The sequence below is a fragment of the Streptomyces sp. NPDC051582 genome (assembly GCF_040681715.1).
Lineage (GTDB): Bacteria > Actinomycetota > Actinomycetes > Streptomycetales > Streptomycetaceae > Streptomyces.
Genome location: NZ_JBFAZJ010000002.1, coordinates 194,363 through 208,017, shown reverse-complemented (window position 1 = coordinate 208,017; position 13,655 = coordinate 194,363). Strand labels below are relative to the sequence as shown.

Sequence of the window (13,655 nt, the reverse complement as noted above, 5' to 3'; positions counted from 1 at the left end):
AGACGCTGCGGGCGCTGCACATCATCACCGGGCTCGGCGTCGGCGGCGCCGAGCAGCAGCTGCGGCTGCTGCTGCGCCACATGCCGATGCGCTGCGACGTGCTGACGCTGACCAACCCGGGGCCGGTGGCCGAGGGGCTGCGCGCCGACGGGGTCCGGGTGGTGCACCTGGGCATGAAGGGCAACCGGGACCTGGGGGCGCTGCCGAGGCTGGTGCGGTTCATCCGGCGCGAGCAGTACGACCTCGTGCACACGCACCTGTACCGGGCCTGCGTGTACGGGCGGCTCGCGGCCCGGCTCGCGGGGGTCGGGGCGACCGTGGCCACCGAGCACTCGCTCGGCGAGGGCGAGATCGAGGGCCGGAAGCTGACGGGCGGGGTGCGGGCGCTGTACCTGGCCAGTGAGCGGCTCGGCGCGGCGACCGTCGCGGTGTCGGACACCGTGGCGGCGCGGCTGGAGGGCTGGGGGGTGCCGGCCGCGCGGGTGCACGTCGTGCCCAACGGGATCGAGGCGGCCCGCTTCCGCTTCGACGAGGGGGTGCGCCGGGCCACGCGGGCCCGTACCGGGCTGCCGGAGCGGGCGTTCGTGGTCGGCGGGGTCGGCCGGCTGGTGCCGGGCAAGCGGTTCGACTCGCTCGTACGGGCGGTGGCGGCGCTGCCGGGGGCGCACCTGCTGCTGGCCGGGGACGGGCCGGAGCGGGCGGCGCTGCGGCGGCTGGCCGCGGAACTGGGCGCGCAGGGCCGGATCCACCTGCTGGGGGAGCGGGATCCGCTGGGCGACAGCGCCGACGGGCGCACGCCCGGGATCCCGGCGCTGCTGGCCGCGATGGACGTGTTCGTGTCGCCCTCGCGGGAGGAGGCGTTCGGGCTGGCGGTGGTGGAGGCGCTGGCGGCGGGGCTGCCGGTGCTGCACGTCACCTGTCCCGCGATCGACGACCTGCCGGCCGCGGAGGCGCCGGGGGCCCGGCGGATCGGGACCGGGACGCAGGAGCTGGTCGCCGCCCTGCGCGGGCACATGGAGGCGGGGGCACGGCGCCTGCCCCAGCCCCCGGTGGCCCGCCGCTACGACATCGCCCGCAGCGCGGAGCGCCTTCTCGCGGTCTACGCCCTGGCCCTGCCGGGATCCCGCCCCGCCCCGGTGCCGCCGCCGGGCGCCTTGATCGACGACGCACCACCGACGGGGTTCCCCGCGCGGGGGCCCGAAACCACTCCCATCCCTCCAGGAAGGCACGTACATGGCTGACACCGCCGATCCGAAGAAGACCGACCAGATGAAAGCCGACCAGAGGAAGGCCGACCAGAAGCGGGCCGACCAGAAGCGGACCGACCGGCGCCGTCGCAAGGTGCGGCTCCTGCCGCCGCCCGCGTGGTGGCCGCTGCCGGTGGCCGCCGTGCTGGGACTGGCCGCGGGCGGGGCGTACGGGGTGCTGAAGGCCCCCGAGTACGCCGCCACCAGCTATGTCGTCGCCGTACCGGACGACACCACCGAGCCGGCCACCGCCCTCGGCTTCGCCCAGGCGTACGCCCGCATCGCCACCAGCAGCTCCACGCTCGCGTACGCCCAGCCGCGGGCGGGCGTCAGCGCCCGCGAGCTCCGTACGCAGGTCCGCGCCGAGACCTCCCCCGAGTCCCCGATGATCGCCATCACCGGTACCTCGAAGAGCGCGAGCGAGGCCGCCGACATCGCCAACGCCGTCGCCGACGCGCTCTCGCTGAGCAGCAATCAGGCCGCCAAGAACACCGGCGTCCAGCTGCTCCTGTTCAACCAGGCCGTCGCGCCGAGCGAGCCCGCCTCGCCGTCCGCCGCCATCAGCGGGGCCGTCGGGCTGTGCGCCGGCGGGCTGCTGGGCGGTCTGTGGCTGCTGGCCCGGCCCGCCGGCCGCACCCGCCGGCCCGAGGAGCGGCCCGTCGCCGCGCCCGCCGTCGAGGAGTACGCCTCCCTGCCCGCCCAGGGCGACCACACCGAGACCAAGGAGAAGGAGTCCGTGCGATGACGACGGGCTCCGCCGGGGCCCTGTCGGTGACGCTGTGCCGCGACCCCCGGCAGTTCGCCTCGATGGAAGAGCCGTGGAACCGGCTCATGCGGGCCTGTCCCACCGCCACCCCCTTCCAGAGCCACGCCTGGCTGCACTCCTGGTGGCTCTCGTACGGCAGGGACGGGCGCCTGCGGATCGTGCTCGTACGGCGCGGCGAGGAACTCGTCGGCGCCTGCGCGCTGATGCTCGTCCACCGGCCGCTCCCGCTCCTGGTGCCGCTCGGCGGGGGCATCACCGACTACTTCGACGTGCTCGTGGACGCGCGGTACGCCGACCAGGTCGTCCCGGCGCTGGCCCGCGGCCTGCACCGGGCCGCCCGCGGCGCGGTCGTCGACCTGCGCGAGGTACGGCCGGGGGCCGCCGCCGAGGCGCTCTTCGAGCAGTGGCAGGGGACCCGGAGCAAGCTCACCGACTCCACCTGCATGGAGCTGCCCGCGCTGCCGTTCGACGAGCTGGTCAAACGGATGCCGGCCTCCGGGGCCCAGCGGGTCCGGGCCAAGCTGCGCAAGACCGACGCGGCCGGGATCGAGGAGCGCGAGGTCACCGAGCAGGAAGTGCCGCGCGCCGTACGGACGCTGCTGCGGCTCCACGAGAAGCAGTGGCGCGGGCGCGGGGTGACCCCGGAACACCTGCGGCCCCGCTTCGCCGAGCACCTGACCCGGGCCACCCGGCGGATGGTGCGCGTGGGCGAGGGCCGGCTGACCGAGTTCCGGCTGGACGGGAAGGTGGTCGCCGCCAACGTCACGCTGCTGTCGGGGGCGCTCAGCGGCGGCTACCTGTACGGGGCCGACCCGGACCTGCGGAACCGCAAGGTGGACGTGGCCACGCTGCTGCTGCGCTACGAGGCGGGCCGGGCCCTGGCGGAGGGCCGCCCGGTGGTGAGCTTCCTGCGCGGCAGCGAGCCGTACAAGAACCACTGGCGGCCCGAGACCGTCGTCAACCAGCGGTTCCTGCTGGCCAGGACGGCGCTCGCGCCCCTGCTCCGCCTGCACGAATCGCAGGTGACGGGGCGCGAGCGGGCGGTGGACGCGCTGCGCGAGGCGCTGCCGGCCGCCAGGGACTGGCGGGCGCGGCTCAACGAACTGCGGGTCCGATGACGGCTCTACCAGGGCCAGAAGCCGGAGTCCTTGCCCCAGTCGACCTTGACGCAGACCGACTGCTTGCCGACCAGCTTGGAGAGCCACTCGCCGAAGTTGACCGGCACGCACCACTGCGTGCTGTTGGCGGGCGGCTCGGGCTTCGGTGTGACCGGGACCGGGTCCGGGGCCGGAGGCAGCACCGGCGAGGGCTCGGGGACCGGCACCGGGACGGGCACCGGGACGGGCTCCGGGCTCGGGCCGGTACCCGGGTCCACCGGGGTCTGCGGCGACGGGACCGCCGCGGAGGGCACGGGCTCGGGAACCGGCTCGGGCGAGGGGCTCTCGGGTGCCGGGACCTGCGGGCTCGGCTCGACCGGCTCCGGGGACACCGGAACGGGCTCGGGGGCGGGGACCGGGACCTCGGGCGAGGGCACGGCCGGCGAGGGCACGGGCACGGGTTCGGGCGCGGGTTCGGGGCTCGGGCCGGTGCCCGGGGTCTCGGGGGACGGGTCCGGAGCCGGGAGCTGCGGGCTCGGGACCACCGGCGAGGGCACGGGGAGCCCGGGGGTCGGGATCTGCGGCGTCGGGATCTGCGGCGTCGGGATCGACGGCGTCGGCAGGACCGGGGTCGGGACCACCGGCGTCGGGATGACCGGCGTCGGCACCACCGGGGTCGGGATCACCGGGCCCGGCCGCTCGGGTGCGAGCGCGGCCCGGAAGGCCTTCGCGGAGCGGGGGTTCTGCTTGCACTGCCACACGCCGTGCGGGCAGTAGTCGGTGATGGTGTGGTAGAGCGGCTTGTGCTGCTCGATCCACTTCAGCATGCGCTGCACGTACGCCGGGTTGTCCCCGTGCCGGAACAGCCCCCACTCCGGGTACGAGATATCTTTGCCGTGCGCTTTCGCGAAATCAACGTGCTGCTGGAGTCCGTACGGCTGCTTGACCATCTCGTCGAAGGTCTTGCCGGGCGCCTGGTCGTACGAATCCATGCCGACGACGTCGACCACGTCGTCGCCCGGGTAGCACTTGGTCCAGCCGATCGCGTCCGAACCGCGGTTGGGGGCGTAATCGAACTTGAACCGCTGCCCGGGGACGGAGCGCATCGTGTTGACGATGCGGTTCCAGTACTCCTTCCATCCCTCCGGGTCCGGCGCGCAGCGGTGCGTGTACGTGGCGCCGTTCATCTCCCAGCCGAGCACGATCACCGTGTCCGGGACGCCCAGCTCCACCAGCCGGTGGGCGAGCTTCTCGAAGTGGTGGTCGAACTGGCCCTCCGCGCCCGCCCGGATCAGCCGGGCCACCTCGCGGTCGGGGACGTGGTCCTCGTTGTGCTCCTGCATGGGCACGTTGAGGACGAAGAGCCGGTCCGGCTTGGCCCGGCGCCACTGGGCCCAGGCCTCCAGGAAGTCGGGGTTCTCGATGCGGGCCCACCGGTCTCCGGGCAGATAGGTGTGCCCGACCCGGATCTCCTTGCCGCCCAGCCAGCGCGACAGCTGAGGGATGCGGGCGACCCCGGTCTGGCCGGAGTCGAGAAACGCGCCCATGGCGATGTCGGAACCCTTGGGCTGCTCCTTCTCGGGGGCCGCGAGCGCGGCTCCGGTGGCGAGCAGCCCGGCCGTCACCGTACCGATGCAGGTGCTCGCCAGTCGGCGGTGTGGTCTGGGCATGGCGTCTCCCGAACTTTCCTGAATCGGTGTGCTTGTCAAAGACGTTAGGCATCACATCTGACGAATGGCCTGTCCGGTGACCGCCGCCTAGGCCATTCGCAGCTGCGTATCCTCCCCGCTTGGTCCGACTAGGTGAAAGACACCGTTCCCATGCACGCGTTCGACGGCCATGTGCCCGCAGTAGTGCTCAGACTCGATCGGAATCCGTTCCACCACGGAACCCTCGGCGCCGTCAGATCGCTCGGGCGCAGGGGCGTGGAGGTCCATGCCGTCGTCGAGGCCGGGGGAGGTCCCATGGGGCGTTCGCGCTACCTGCGCGCCGTACATCCGGGCCCGGACGGGGGGTTGGACCCCGAGGCCCCGGAGACGCTGCTGGATTGCCTCGTCGGGGTGTCGGAGCGGATCGGCCGGCCCGCGGTGCTGATCGCGATGGACGACCTGAGCGCCATCGCCGTCGCGCGGATCGCCTCGATGCTCGACGGGCGGTTCCGGATCCCCCATCAGCCCGACGGGCTGCCGGCCCGGGTGGCGGACAAGGCGGAGCTGTCGCGGCTGTGCGCGCGCTGGGACGTCCCGCACCCGGAGACGGTGATCCCCGCGAGCGGCGCGGAGGCGGCGGAGGCCGCGTGGCGGCTCGGCCTGCCGGTGGTGGCCAAGTGGAGCCGGCCCTGGCTGCTGCCCGCGGGCGCCGGGCTGCGCAGCACCACGCTCGTGCACTGCGCCGCCGAGGCGCGGCGGCTGTACGAGCGCACGCAGGAGGCGGGGAGCAGGCTGTTGCTCCAGCGGTTCCTGCCGGCCGGGACGGACACCGACTGGTTCTTCCACGGGGCGTTCGGCCGGGGCGGGCATCCGCTGCTCGCGGGATCGGGCCGCAAGGAGCTGTCCTGGCCGGTGCGGACGGGGCTGACGGCGGTGGGTCGCTGGCTGCCGGACCCGGCGGTGGAGGAGGCGGGGCTGCGGCTCGCCCGGCGCCTGGGCTACCAGGGGATCCTGGACCTGGACTTCCGCCGGGACGAGAACGGCTGTTTCCGGCTGGTGGACTTCAACCCACGGCCGGGGGCGCAGTTCCGGTTGTTCACGGACGCGGGCGGGCTGGACGTGGTCCAGGCGATGTACCTGGATCTGACGGGGCAACGGGTCCCGGAGCCCTCGGGCGGACCCGGCCGGGTGTTCGTCGCGGAGAACTACGCCCTGCTGGCGGCGGTCCGCGGCCGCCAACTCCCGTGGCGGTCCGGCGCGGTCGGCCGGGCCGCCGTCCCCGCACCGGCGCGCTCCGAGGAGAGCGGGTCCGGGCAGGAGCACGCCGGCGGTGCGCGGTCCGGCGGCGAGCGGCCCGGCGGTGCGCGGTCCGGCGGTCCGCGGCCCGGGCCCGTACGGGTGGCGCCGCGGGTGGAGCGGGGACGGGTGGAGGCGGCCTGGTTCGCCGCCGACGACCCGATGCCGTTCCTCGCGATGCTCGCCGCGTTCCTCGGCCGGGGCGCGGGCAAGGGCGCGCGCGCCCTGCGCGGTGTCCCGGCGCACGGCCGGCGCACGGCGCGAGCCGTGGTGCGCGCCCCGCGCCAGCGCGGCCGCGACCTGACTCCGCCGGCCACCCCGGCCAACCCGGCCAACCCCGCGGCCCCCGCCGAACCGGACGAGCTGGTGACCCGGTGACGCCCCGCCACCCGCCTCCGCCCGCCGCCGCAGGCACGGGCAGTGGCACGGACAGTGGCGCGGGGTCCATGAGACTGGAGGGACAGCGGTGACGCGGATCAACGATCTCGTCGTGGTCGGCGCCGGGCCGTACGGGCTGTCGATCGCCGCGCACGCGGCCGCGGCCGGGCTCGGCGTACGGGTGCTCGGGCGGCCCATGGCCTCGTGGCGGGACCACATGCCCGAGGGCATGTACCTGAAGTCGGAGCCCTGGTCCTCCAACCTGTCCGCGCCCGGCGGCCGGCACACCCTCGCCGCGTACTGCGCCGGCCGCGGACCGGCGGCCGAGCACGGCAGCCCGCTCCCGATCGAGGTGTTCAGCTCGTACGGCATGTGGTTCGCCCGGCAGGCCGTCCCCGAGGTGGAGGAGGTGACGGTCACCGAGGTCTGCCCGCAGGGCGACGGCTTCCTGGTCCGCACCGCCGAGGGGCCGCCGCTGCCCGCCCGCACGGTCGCTCTCGCCGTCGGGGTGATGCCTTTCGTCCACCTCCCCGAGCCGCTGCGGGAGCTGCCTGCCGGGCACTGCTCGCACAGCAGCGGCCACCGCGACCTGGCCCGTTTCGCCGGCCGCGAGGTCGCGGTGATCGGGGCCGGGCAGGCGGCCCTGGAGACCGCCGCCCTGCTGGCGGAGAACGGGGCCCGGCCCTGCCTGGTCGCCCGCCGCTCCCGGCTGAACTGGAACACCGTGCCCCAGCCGCTGGAGCGCCCGCTGCTGCGCGCCCTGCGCGAGCCGCACAGCGGCCTCGGTACCGGCTGGCGCAGCTGGGCCTGGTCGGAGCTGCCCTGGGCGGTGCGCCGGCTGCCCGCGCCGACCCGGGAGCGCATCGCGGCGACCGCGCTCGGGCCCGCCGGGGCCTGGTGGCTGCGGGACCGCTTCGAGCGGAGCGTGCCGGTGCTGCTGGGGCACCGGCTGCACCGCGCGGCGGCGGTCGGCGAGCGGACCCGGCTCGGGCTGACCACGCCGGCCGGGGAGTCGGTCGTACTGGACGTCGCGCACGTGGTCGCGGCCACCGGGTTCACCCCGCACCTGGGACGCCTGGAGCTGTTGGACGCCCGGCTGCGGGCCGTCCTCGACACCGTCGGGGACGGCGGTACGCCGGAGCTCAGTGCCGGCTTCGAGTCCTCGTGGCCGGGACTGTTCTTCGCGGGGCTGCTCACGGCTCCCTCATTCGGCCCTTCCATGCGATTCGTGCACGGTGCGGGGTTCACGGCGGGGAGACTGGTCACAGGAGTGCGAAAGCGCCTCGGTGCCCGGGGCAGGCCGACGGGCTCCACCGGGACCGTACGGCCCGACCGGGCCGGTGCCGGGCATCCGAAGACGTCTCTGCGGTGAGGTCGAGAGGGGTCCGCGATGAGTGCGGAGCAGCGAGCACAGGGCGGCCGTGGCTGGGTGCGCATTCCCGCGAGCCGGGCGGAGCAGCCCGGCGCGGCCGGTCCCGCCGCGAGGCCGGGCTCCAGGCCCGTGGCCAGGGCCGCCGCCTCGCCCTGCGCCCCCGGCACCCACACCCCTGCCGGGCGCGCCGCACCGGACCAGCCGACGATCTACCTCTCCCTCGTCAGGCGCTGGCAGGAGGCCGGGCGCACCCTTCCGGGGCATCCTGACGAGGAGTGGGAGCGGCTGATCTCCCAGCCGTGCTGGCCCGGCCGTTAGGTGGTGTGTCTCTCGTGGCAGCGGCGGAGCGCGACAGATCCGGGCAGGGCAGCCGGGACCCCGTGACGGGGCCCGGCGAGCGGCTCGCGCTGAACGGCATGGGCAGCTTCGAGTGGGACCTGGAGGCAGGGACGCTGACGCTGGACGAGTCCGGGCTCGTGGTCTTCGATCTGGAGCGGGAGGAGTTCGACGACACCCCGGACGGGCTGGGGCTGCGGATCCCGGCCGACGACGGCGCCCGGCTGGCGGAGTCCACGCAGGCGGCCCTGGACGGCGGCATGGAGACGTACGGCTCGTACTTCACCGTGCAGCGCCGCGACGGCGTCGACCAGTGGACGCACACGCAGGGCCGGATCCAGCGGGACGCCGAGGGGCGGCCCCTGCGGATCGTCGGGATCGTCCGGGACGCCACGGCCGAGCTGGCACACGCCACGGTGCTGCGCAAGCTGGAGTCGGCGCGGGCCCAGCAGGCCGCCATCGTGCAGCGGACGACGGAGGCCCTGTCGCGGGCCGTGACGGTCGACGACGTCACGGCCACGCTGACCGGCGCGGGGGCGCTGGAACGCCTCGGCGCCGACGGGCTGGCCCTGGGGCTGGTCGAGAACGGCGCCATCAAGATCATCGCGCTGAGCGGGGAGTCGCTGGAGATCCTCAGCGAGCGGCAGTTCACCCGGCTGGACGGCTCGCTGCCGCTGTCGCAGGCGGTGCTCACCCGCAAGGCGCGGTTCGTCACCTCCCTGACCGAACTGGCGGGGGAGTTCCCGCTGCTCGCGGACTACCTGCGCCGGATCCGCTTCGACGCCGCCGCCTACCTGCCGCTGATCGCGCAGGCCAAGGCCATCGGCGGGCTCGTGCTGTTCTACCGGCGGCGCACCGAGTTCAGCCCGGAGGAGCGCAACCTCTGCCTGGGCCTGGCGGGCATCGTGGCGCAGTCCCTCCAGCGGGCGCTCCTGTTCGACCAGGAGCGGGAGTTCGCCACGGGACTGCAGGCCTCGATGCTGCCGCGCCGGATCCCCGAGATCAGCGGCGGGGAGATCGCGGTGCGCTACCACTCCGCGTGGAGCGGGCGGGAGGTCGGCGGGGACTGGTACGACGTGATCGCACTGCCCCGCGACCGGGTGGGCATCGTCGTGGGCGACGTACAGGGCCACGACACGCACGCGGCCGCGATCATGGGCCAGCTGCGGATCGCGCTGCGGGCGTACGCGGGGGAGGGGCATCCGCCGTCCACGGTTCTGGCCCGGGCCTCCCGCTTCCTCGCCGAACTGGACACCGAGCGCTTCGCGACCTGCATGTACGCACAGGTGGACCTGGAGACCGGTGGCGTGCGGGCGGTCCGGGCGGGCCACCTCGGGCCGCTGATCCGGCACACGGACGGGCGTACGGGCTGGCCCAACGTACGGGGCGGACTGCCGCTCGGGCTGGCCTCGGTGTTCGAACAGGAGGACTTCCCCGAAACCCGGCTCGACCTGGTCCCCGGGGAGACGCTGGTGCTGTGCACCGACGGCCTGGTGGAGGAGCCCGGCACCGCCATCACCCAGGGCATGGACGCCCTGGCCCACGCCGTGCGCAGCGGCCCCCAGGAGGCGGGGGCGCTCGCCGACCACCTCTCGGACCGGCTCTGGGAGCGCTGGGGCTCCGGGGACGACGTGGCCCTGCTGGTGCTGCGCCGGGCCCCCGACCCGGGCACCCACCGGGCCCCGCGGATCCACCAGTACATCCACCAGGCGGACCCGGAGGGGCTCTCGGAGGCCCGCTACGCCCTGCGCCAGGCCCTGCGCGACTGGGGCATGCCCGACCTCGCCGACGATGTGGAACTGGCCGCCGGGGAGCTGCTGGTCAACGCGCTGCTGCACACGGACGGCGGGGCGGTGCTGACCATGGAGGTGCTGCCGGAGCCGGTCCGGCGGATCCGGCTGTGGGTCAAGGACCGCTCCAGCGTCTGGCCGCGCCGGCGCACCCCGGGCGAGGCCGCGACCACCGGGCGCGGGCTGCTGCTGGTGGACGCGCTGGCCACGCACTGGGGCGTGGAGTCCCGCGGCGACGGCAAGGCGGTGTGGTGCGAGTTCGACGTCGCGGGCAGCTCCCGCGGCGTGGGGTGACCACTCGCTCACCCCGAGTTGTGGGATGCCGGGGCCGGAGTGATGATGCCGTCCATGGAACGGACGACCACACGGACCGGGACACCGCCGTGCACCGGCTGAACAAGCGGCCGGGCAAGGGGGCCACGACCGCTCTCCTCGCACTGCTCCTGCTGTCCGCCGGCGTACCGGCGGCCGTGCACCGTACGGCCGGGCGCCCGCATGCGGATCCGGGCTGCCGGACCGTCGCGTTCATGTCGATGACCGGCGTGGCCCCCGCCTGCCGGTAGCGGCGGCCACCGGGCGGGTGCGTGTCGCTCGCCGCGTACCGCTCAGTGCCCGTGGACCTCGACGTCCCGCGTGTCCCGGGCGACCGTGGTGACCGACCGGGGCATCAGGCCCGAGAGGTGGATCTCCTGGAGTTCCGCGGTGACTTCCGCGCGGCCGGGGTGCACGTTCGCGAACCGGCCCGGCGCGACGGCGACCCAGCGGTGCTCCCGGCCGTCGCAGACGGGCTGCTCCGCGCCGATGCTCAGCCGGCTGCCGTCCTCCTGTACGACCGTCGCCTTGATCTGCATCACCCCGGTGGGTGACGCCTGCTCGCAGTGGTACGGCCCGGAAAGGGTGACGGAGCCGTCCTGCGCGACGTACGCGTCATGGTGTACGGAAATGCTCTGATGGAAAGCGGTGGCGCCGGCCGGAGCGGTGAACAGCGTGCCGGCGGCCAGTGCGGAGAAGGCCGTCAGAGCCATTCCGCGGGTTGAAATGCGCATTCTTCCTCCAGATGGTGCGAGCGGCGGGAATCCGCCGGAACGCATTGTGCTGGCAGGTGGCCGTACGAACTCGCTCCGCACGCTCGTGTCGTTGTGCGCAATTGCCTGGCAGGGCGCGTGAAACTGACCGAAATACATCCCCGAAGGGATCTTGCATGCGCCAGCCCGCTCTCCCCGTCCTCGCCCTGCTCCCCCTCCTGCTGATCGGTGCCACGGCCTGCTCCGGCGCCCCCGAGGGGCCCGCGCTCGCCCCGGCCGCGGCGCCCGCCGTCCCGGTGGACGACGGCGCACCGGGGGCCGGGGAGGATCCGGCGGCCCCGGGGGCGGCCCGGTCCGCCGCGAAGGACGCACACGTGGGTGACGCCGTACGGGTGCGCGGCCGTCAGATGGGCCGGCACCTGCAGGCCGTGCTCAACGCGTACGTCGACCCCGCGGTCAGCGTCGAGAAGAACTACGCCCCGCCCGCGGGCAAGCGCTGGGTGGCGGCCTCGATGTCGTTCGTCAACGTCGGCGGGGACTCGTACGGGGAACTGGGGCACATGTGGGCGTACGACAGCGCGGGAGGGCGCCACAGGGTGGTGCCGACCGGTGAGCTGACCACCGGAAAACCGCTCGTCTTCGATTCCCTCGCCGTCGGCCAGCGGGCCGAGGGGTGGGTGGTGTTCGAAATCCCGGAAAAGGCGCGCATCGTGCGGCTCCAGTACCAGGACGCGAACATGCAGGCGAATTCCGCAGAGGGATTCTGGGCCGTCTAGCCCGCCCGGGTGAAAGGCCGGAAAGGCGCGGCGGAGAGAGCACTAGGGTGCGGCGCATGACTTCAACTCAAGCCGAAACCGACCGGTCCCATCTCGGCACCCTTTCGGTGCTCGCCTGGATCGGCGACCCCGCCGAGGGCCACGACATCCCGTACCTGCTCGCCTACACCCTCGGCGACGGGCCGCGGGGGCGGGAGGCCGGCGAGACCGCCGCCCGCGGGCTGCTGGAGGAGATCGGCCTGCCCATCGGTGACGTGGTCATGGACGGCACCCGCAACCCGGCCGGCTTCCCCGTGCAGATCGTGCTCGCGGACAACCAGGTCGCGCTGACCCTGCCGGGGCTGAACGCGACCTGCACCGCCCCGGACGAGTGGGTCGCCGCGGCCAACGAGAGCGGCCAGGCCTACTTCCTCTTCGCCACCCGGGCCTGGCCCGAGGCCGTCCCGGGCCAGCCGGTCGACCCGAAGACCCTTCAGGAGTTCGCGGGCGACGAGGCCGTGCTCACGGGCAGCGCCCACTGCGTGCTCGCGGTGCGGCGCCTGCAGTAGGGCGCTTTTGGCCGCGCATGAGCGCTCCCGCGGATCCCCCCCCCCGCTCCGGCCGCCGGGCTCCCAGCCCGCCCGGTGGCCGGCCGCGCCCCTCAGGGGCGTTCGAAGGCGAATTTGAGCGCGCGGACCCGGTTGTCGAAGTTCGAGCCCGCCAGGTCCGGGAGCCCCACCGCCCGCAGTCCGACCGGCCGGGTCAGCAGCTCGCGGAACAGGGCCTTCATCTCCACCCGGGCCAGGTGCGCGCCCAGGCAGAAGTGCGGACCGCCACCGCCGAAGCCCAGGTGCGGATTGGGTGAGCGGGTGATGTCGAAGGCGTCGGGGTCGGGGAAGACCGCCTCGTCGCGGTTGGCGGAGGCGTAGTACAGCACCACCTTGTCGCCGGGGTGGAACAGGTGCCCGCCCAGGGTGTGTTCGGCGGCCACGGTCCGGCGGAACTGGATGATCGGCGTCGAGTGGCGGATCATCTCGTCCACCGCGCCGTCCGCGTACGTCTCGAACTCGGCGAGCAGCAGGTCCCGTTGGCCGGGGTGGTCGGTCAGCAGGCTCAGCCCGTGGGTGATCGCGTTGCGGGTGGTCTCCACCCCGGCCACCATCAGCAGCGAGAAGAACGCACCGAGCTGGCGGGCGTTCAGGGCCTGCCCGTCCACATCGGCGCAGACCAGCGCCGAGATCAGGTCGTCCGTCGGGTTCTTGCGCCGCTCCCGGCCGATGCCCGCGACCATCCGCTGCATCCTGGCCAGCGCCCGCAGTCCGCGCCCCGGCATCCGCAGCCGGGCGGCCAGGCCCCGCTCGACGCCGATGTTCTCCGAGGCGTGGTTGACGCGGTCGGCGATCTCGGCGCGGTAGCGCTCCGGGATCCCCATCATGTTGCAGATGACCTCCAGCGGCAGCCGGGAGGACACGGCCGAGACGAACTCGTCGGGCTCCCGCGCCAGTACGTCGTCCACGATCCGGGCGGCCACCGCGAGGATGTCCGCCTCGGCCGCCGCCAGGAGCCGCGGCGTGAACGCCCGCTGCACGATCTTGCGCAGCTGCGCGTGGTCCGCGCCGTCCAGGTTGACCATCGAGTCCCCGAACAGCGCCCGCACCCACCGGGCGGGCTCGGGCGTGGTCACCCCGGGGGCGCTGGCGAACACCTTGGGGAGCCGGCTCGCCTCCTGCACGTCCGCGTGCCGTACGAGGGCCCAGTGGCCGCGGCCCTTGCCCTCGGGCACGTAGACCGGCGAGTCCAGGGCCCGCAGCCGGGCGAACGCCGCGAGGCGCGCCGCCGGGGGCTGCTGCCAGAACGCCGGGTCGGCGAGCTCCCCGTACTCCGCCACCGCCGCGCCCGTGTCCGCGTACCGCTGTACCGGGACCTTCATCGTTTCTTCTCCCT

13 protein-coding genes are annotated in these 13,655 nt (G+C 74.4%); 10 read left to right on the top strand and 3 right to left on the bottom strand.

All coding sequences use genetic code 11. From position 1 onward, the window contains the following. Positions 1 to 5: 5 nt before the first annotated feature. Genes AB0M92_RS04035 through AB0M92_RS04025 form a run of 3 tightly spaced genes read left to right on the top strand, consistent with a single transcriptional unit; the run spans position 6 to position 3,131 of the window. Entirely contained in the window at positions 6 to 1,241 is a 1,236-nt protein-coding gene (locus tag AB0M92_RS04035; protein ID WP_366100801.1) for a glycosyltransferase, read from the top strand. After that, a complete protein-coding gene (locus tag AB0M92_RS04030; RefSeq protein WP_366100504.1) occupies positions 1,234 to 1,992 on the top strand; it encodes a lipopolysaccharide biosynthesis protein in 759 nt (252 codons plus the stop codon). Before AB0M92_RS04035 ends, AB0M92_RS04030 begins: the two co-directional genes overlap by 8 nt. Next, positions 1,989 to 3,131, top strand: a complete 1,143-nt coding sequence (locus AB0M92_RS04025) for a GNAT family N-acetyltransferase (RefSeq protein ID WP_366100503.1) — start codon at positions 1,989 to 1,991, stop codon at positions 3,129 to 3,131. Before AB0M92_RS04030 ends, AB0M92_RS04025 begins: the two co-directional genes overlap by 4 nt. A gap of 5 nt (positions 3,132 to 3,136) precedes the next feature. Here the strand turns inward: AB0M92_RS04025 and AB0M92_RS04020 are convergent, their stop codons facing one another. Then, positions 3,137 to 4,780, bottom strand: coding sequence for a glycosyl hydrolase (locus tag AB0M92_RS04020; protein WP_366100502.1), 1,644 nt, complete (start codon positions 4,778 to 4,780; stop codon positions 3,137 to 3,139). A gap of 150 nt (positions 4,781 to 4,930) precedes the next feature. Here AB0M92_RS04020 and AB0M92_RS04015 point away from each other — a divergent pair, with 150 nt between their 5' ends. The 5 genes from AB0M92_RS04015 (at position 4,931) to AB0M92_RS03995 (ending at position 10,494) form a co-directional block, all read left to right on the top strand. Further along, positions 4,931 to 6,433 carry an ATP-grasp domain-containing protein gene (locus tag AB0M92_RS04015; protein ID WP_366100501.1) on the top strand — a complete coding sequence of 501 codons (1,503 nt, stop codon included), beginning with the start codon at positions 4,931 to 4,933 and terminating at the stop codon, positions 6,431 to 6,433. Between the two features lie 97 nt (positions 6,434 to 6,530). Next, positions 6,531 to 7,805: an NAD(P)-binding domain-containing protein gene (locus tag AB0M92_RS04010; RefSeq protein ID WP_366100800.1), complete on the top strand. Its 1,275-nt coding sequence runs from the start codon at positions 6,531 to 6,533 to the stop codon at positions 7,803 to 7,805. Between the two features lie 18 nt (positions 7,806 to 7,823). Further along, complete coding sequence (locus tag AB0M92_RS04005) at positions 7,824 to 8,123, top strand: hypothetical protein (protein WP_366100500.1); 300 nt, start codon at positions 7,824 to 7,826, stop codon at positions 8,121 to 8,123. Between the two features lie 14 nt (positions 8,124 to 8,137). Continuing rightward, positions 8,138 to 10,225: a SpoIIE family protein phosphatase gene (locus AB0M92_RS04000; protein WP_366100799.1), complete on the top strand. Its 2,088-nt coding sequence runs from the start codon at positions 8,138 to 8,140 to the stop codon at positions 10,223 to 10,225. Positions 10,226 to 10,314: 89 nt separating this feature from the next. Further along, complete coding sequence (locus AB0M92_RS03995) at positions 10,315 to 10,494, top strand: hypothetical protein (protein WP_366100499.1); 180 nt, start codon at positions 10,315 to 10,317, stop codon at positions 10,492 to 10,494. Between the two features lie 42 nt (positions 10,495 to 10,536). On the opposite strand, the gene AB0M92_RS03990 is transcribed toward AB0M92_RS03995, so the two are convergent. Beyond that, positions 10,537 to 10,977 (bottom strand): DUF6299 family protein, encoded by a 441-nt coding sequence (locus AB0M92_RS03990; RefSeq protein ID WP_366100498.1) that lies wholly within the window; start codon positions 10,975 to 10,977, stop codon positions 10,537 to 10,539. A 155-nt stretch (positions 10,978 to 11,132) separates the two neighbouring features. Between AB0M92_RS03990 and AB0M92_RS03985 the strand changes: the two genes are divergently transcribed. Together AB0M92_RS03985 and AB0M92_RS03980 are read left to right on the top strand one after the other, a co-directional pair. Then, on the top strand, positions 11,133 to 11,732 hold the full coding sequence (locus AB0M92_RS03985; RefSeq protein ID WP_366100497.1) for a hypothetical protein: 600 nt from the start codon (positions 11,133 to 11,135) through the stop codon (positions 11,730 to 11,732). A 56-nt stretch (positions 11,733 to 11,788) separates the two neighbouring features. Beyond that, positions 11,789 to 12,280: a DUF5949 family protein gene (locus AB0M92_RS03980; RefSeq protein WP_366100496.1), complete on the top strand. Its 492-nt coding sequence runs from the start codon at positions 11,789 to 11,791 to the stop codon at positions 12,278 to 12,280. 92 nt (positions 12,281 to 12,372) lie between these two features. On the opposite strand, the gene AB0M92_RS03975 is transcribed toward AB0M92_RS03980, so the two are convergent. Then, complete coding sequence (locus AB0M92_RS03975) at positions 12,373 to 13,641, bottom strand: cytochrome P450 (RefSeq protein ID WP_366100495.1); 1,269 nt, start codon at positions 13,639 to 13,641, stop codon at positions 12,373 to 12,375. Between the last annotated feature and the right edge of the window lie 14 nt (positions 13,642 to 13,655).

Coding starts and splice junctions, on each gene's coding strand:
- AB0M92_RS04030 (WP_366100504.1), top strand. CDS start 1,234: ATGGCTGACACCGCCGATCCGAAGAAGACCGACCAGATGAAAGCCGAC.
- AB0M92_RS04025 (WP_366100503.1), top strand. CDS start 1,989: ATGACGACGGGCTCCGCCGGGGCCCTGTCGGTGACGCTGTGCCGCGAC.
- AB0M92_RS04020 (WP_366100502.1), bottom strand. CDS start 4,780: ATGCCCAGACCACACCGCCGACTGGCGAGCACCTGCATCGGTACGGTG.
- AB0M92_RS04015 (WP_366100501.1), top strand. CDS start 4,931: ATGCACGCGTTCGACGGCCATGTGCCCGCAGTAGTGCTCAGACTCGAT.
- AB0M92_RS04005 (WP_366100500.1), top strand. CDS start 7,824: ATGAGTGCGGAGCAGCGAGCACAGGGCGGCCGTGGCTGGGTGCGCATT.
- AB0M92_RS03990 (WP_366100498.1), bottom strand. CDS start 10,977: ATGCGCATTTCAACCCGCGGAATGGCTCTGACGGCCTTCTCCGCACTG.
- AB0M92_RS03985 (WP_366100497.1), top strand. CDS start 11,133: ATGCGCCAGCCCGCTCTCCCCGTCCTCGCCCTGCTCCCCCTCCTGCTG.
- AB0M92_RS03980 (WP_366100496.1), top strand. CDS start 11,789: ATGACTTCAACTCAAGCCGAAACCGACCGGTCCCATCTCGGCACCCTT.
- AB0M92_RS03975 (WP_366100495.1), bottom strand. CDS start 13,641: ATGAAGGTCCCGGTACAGCGGTACGCGGACACGGGCGCGGCGGTGGCG.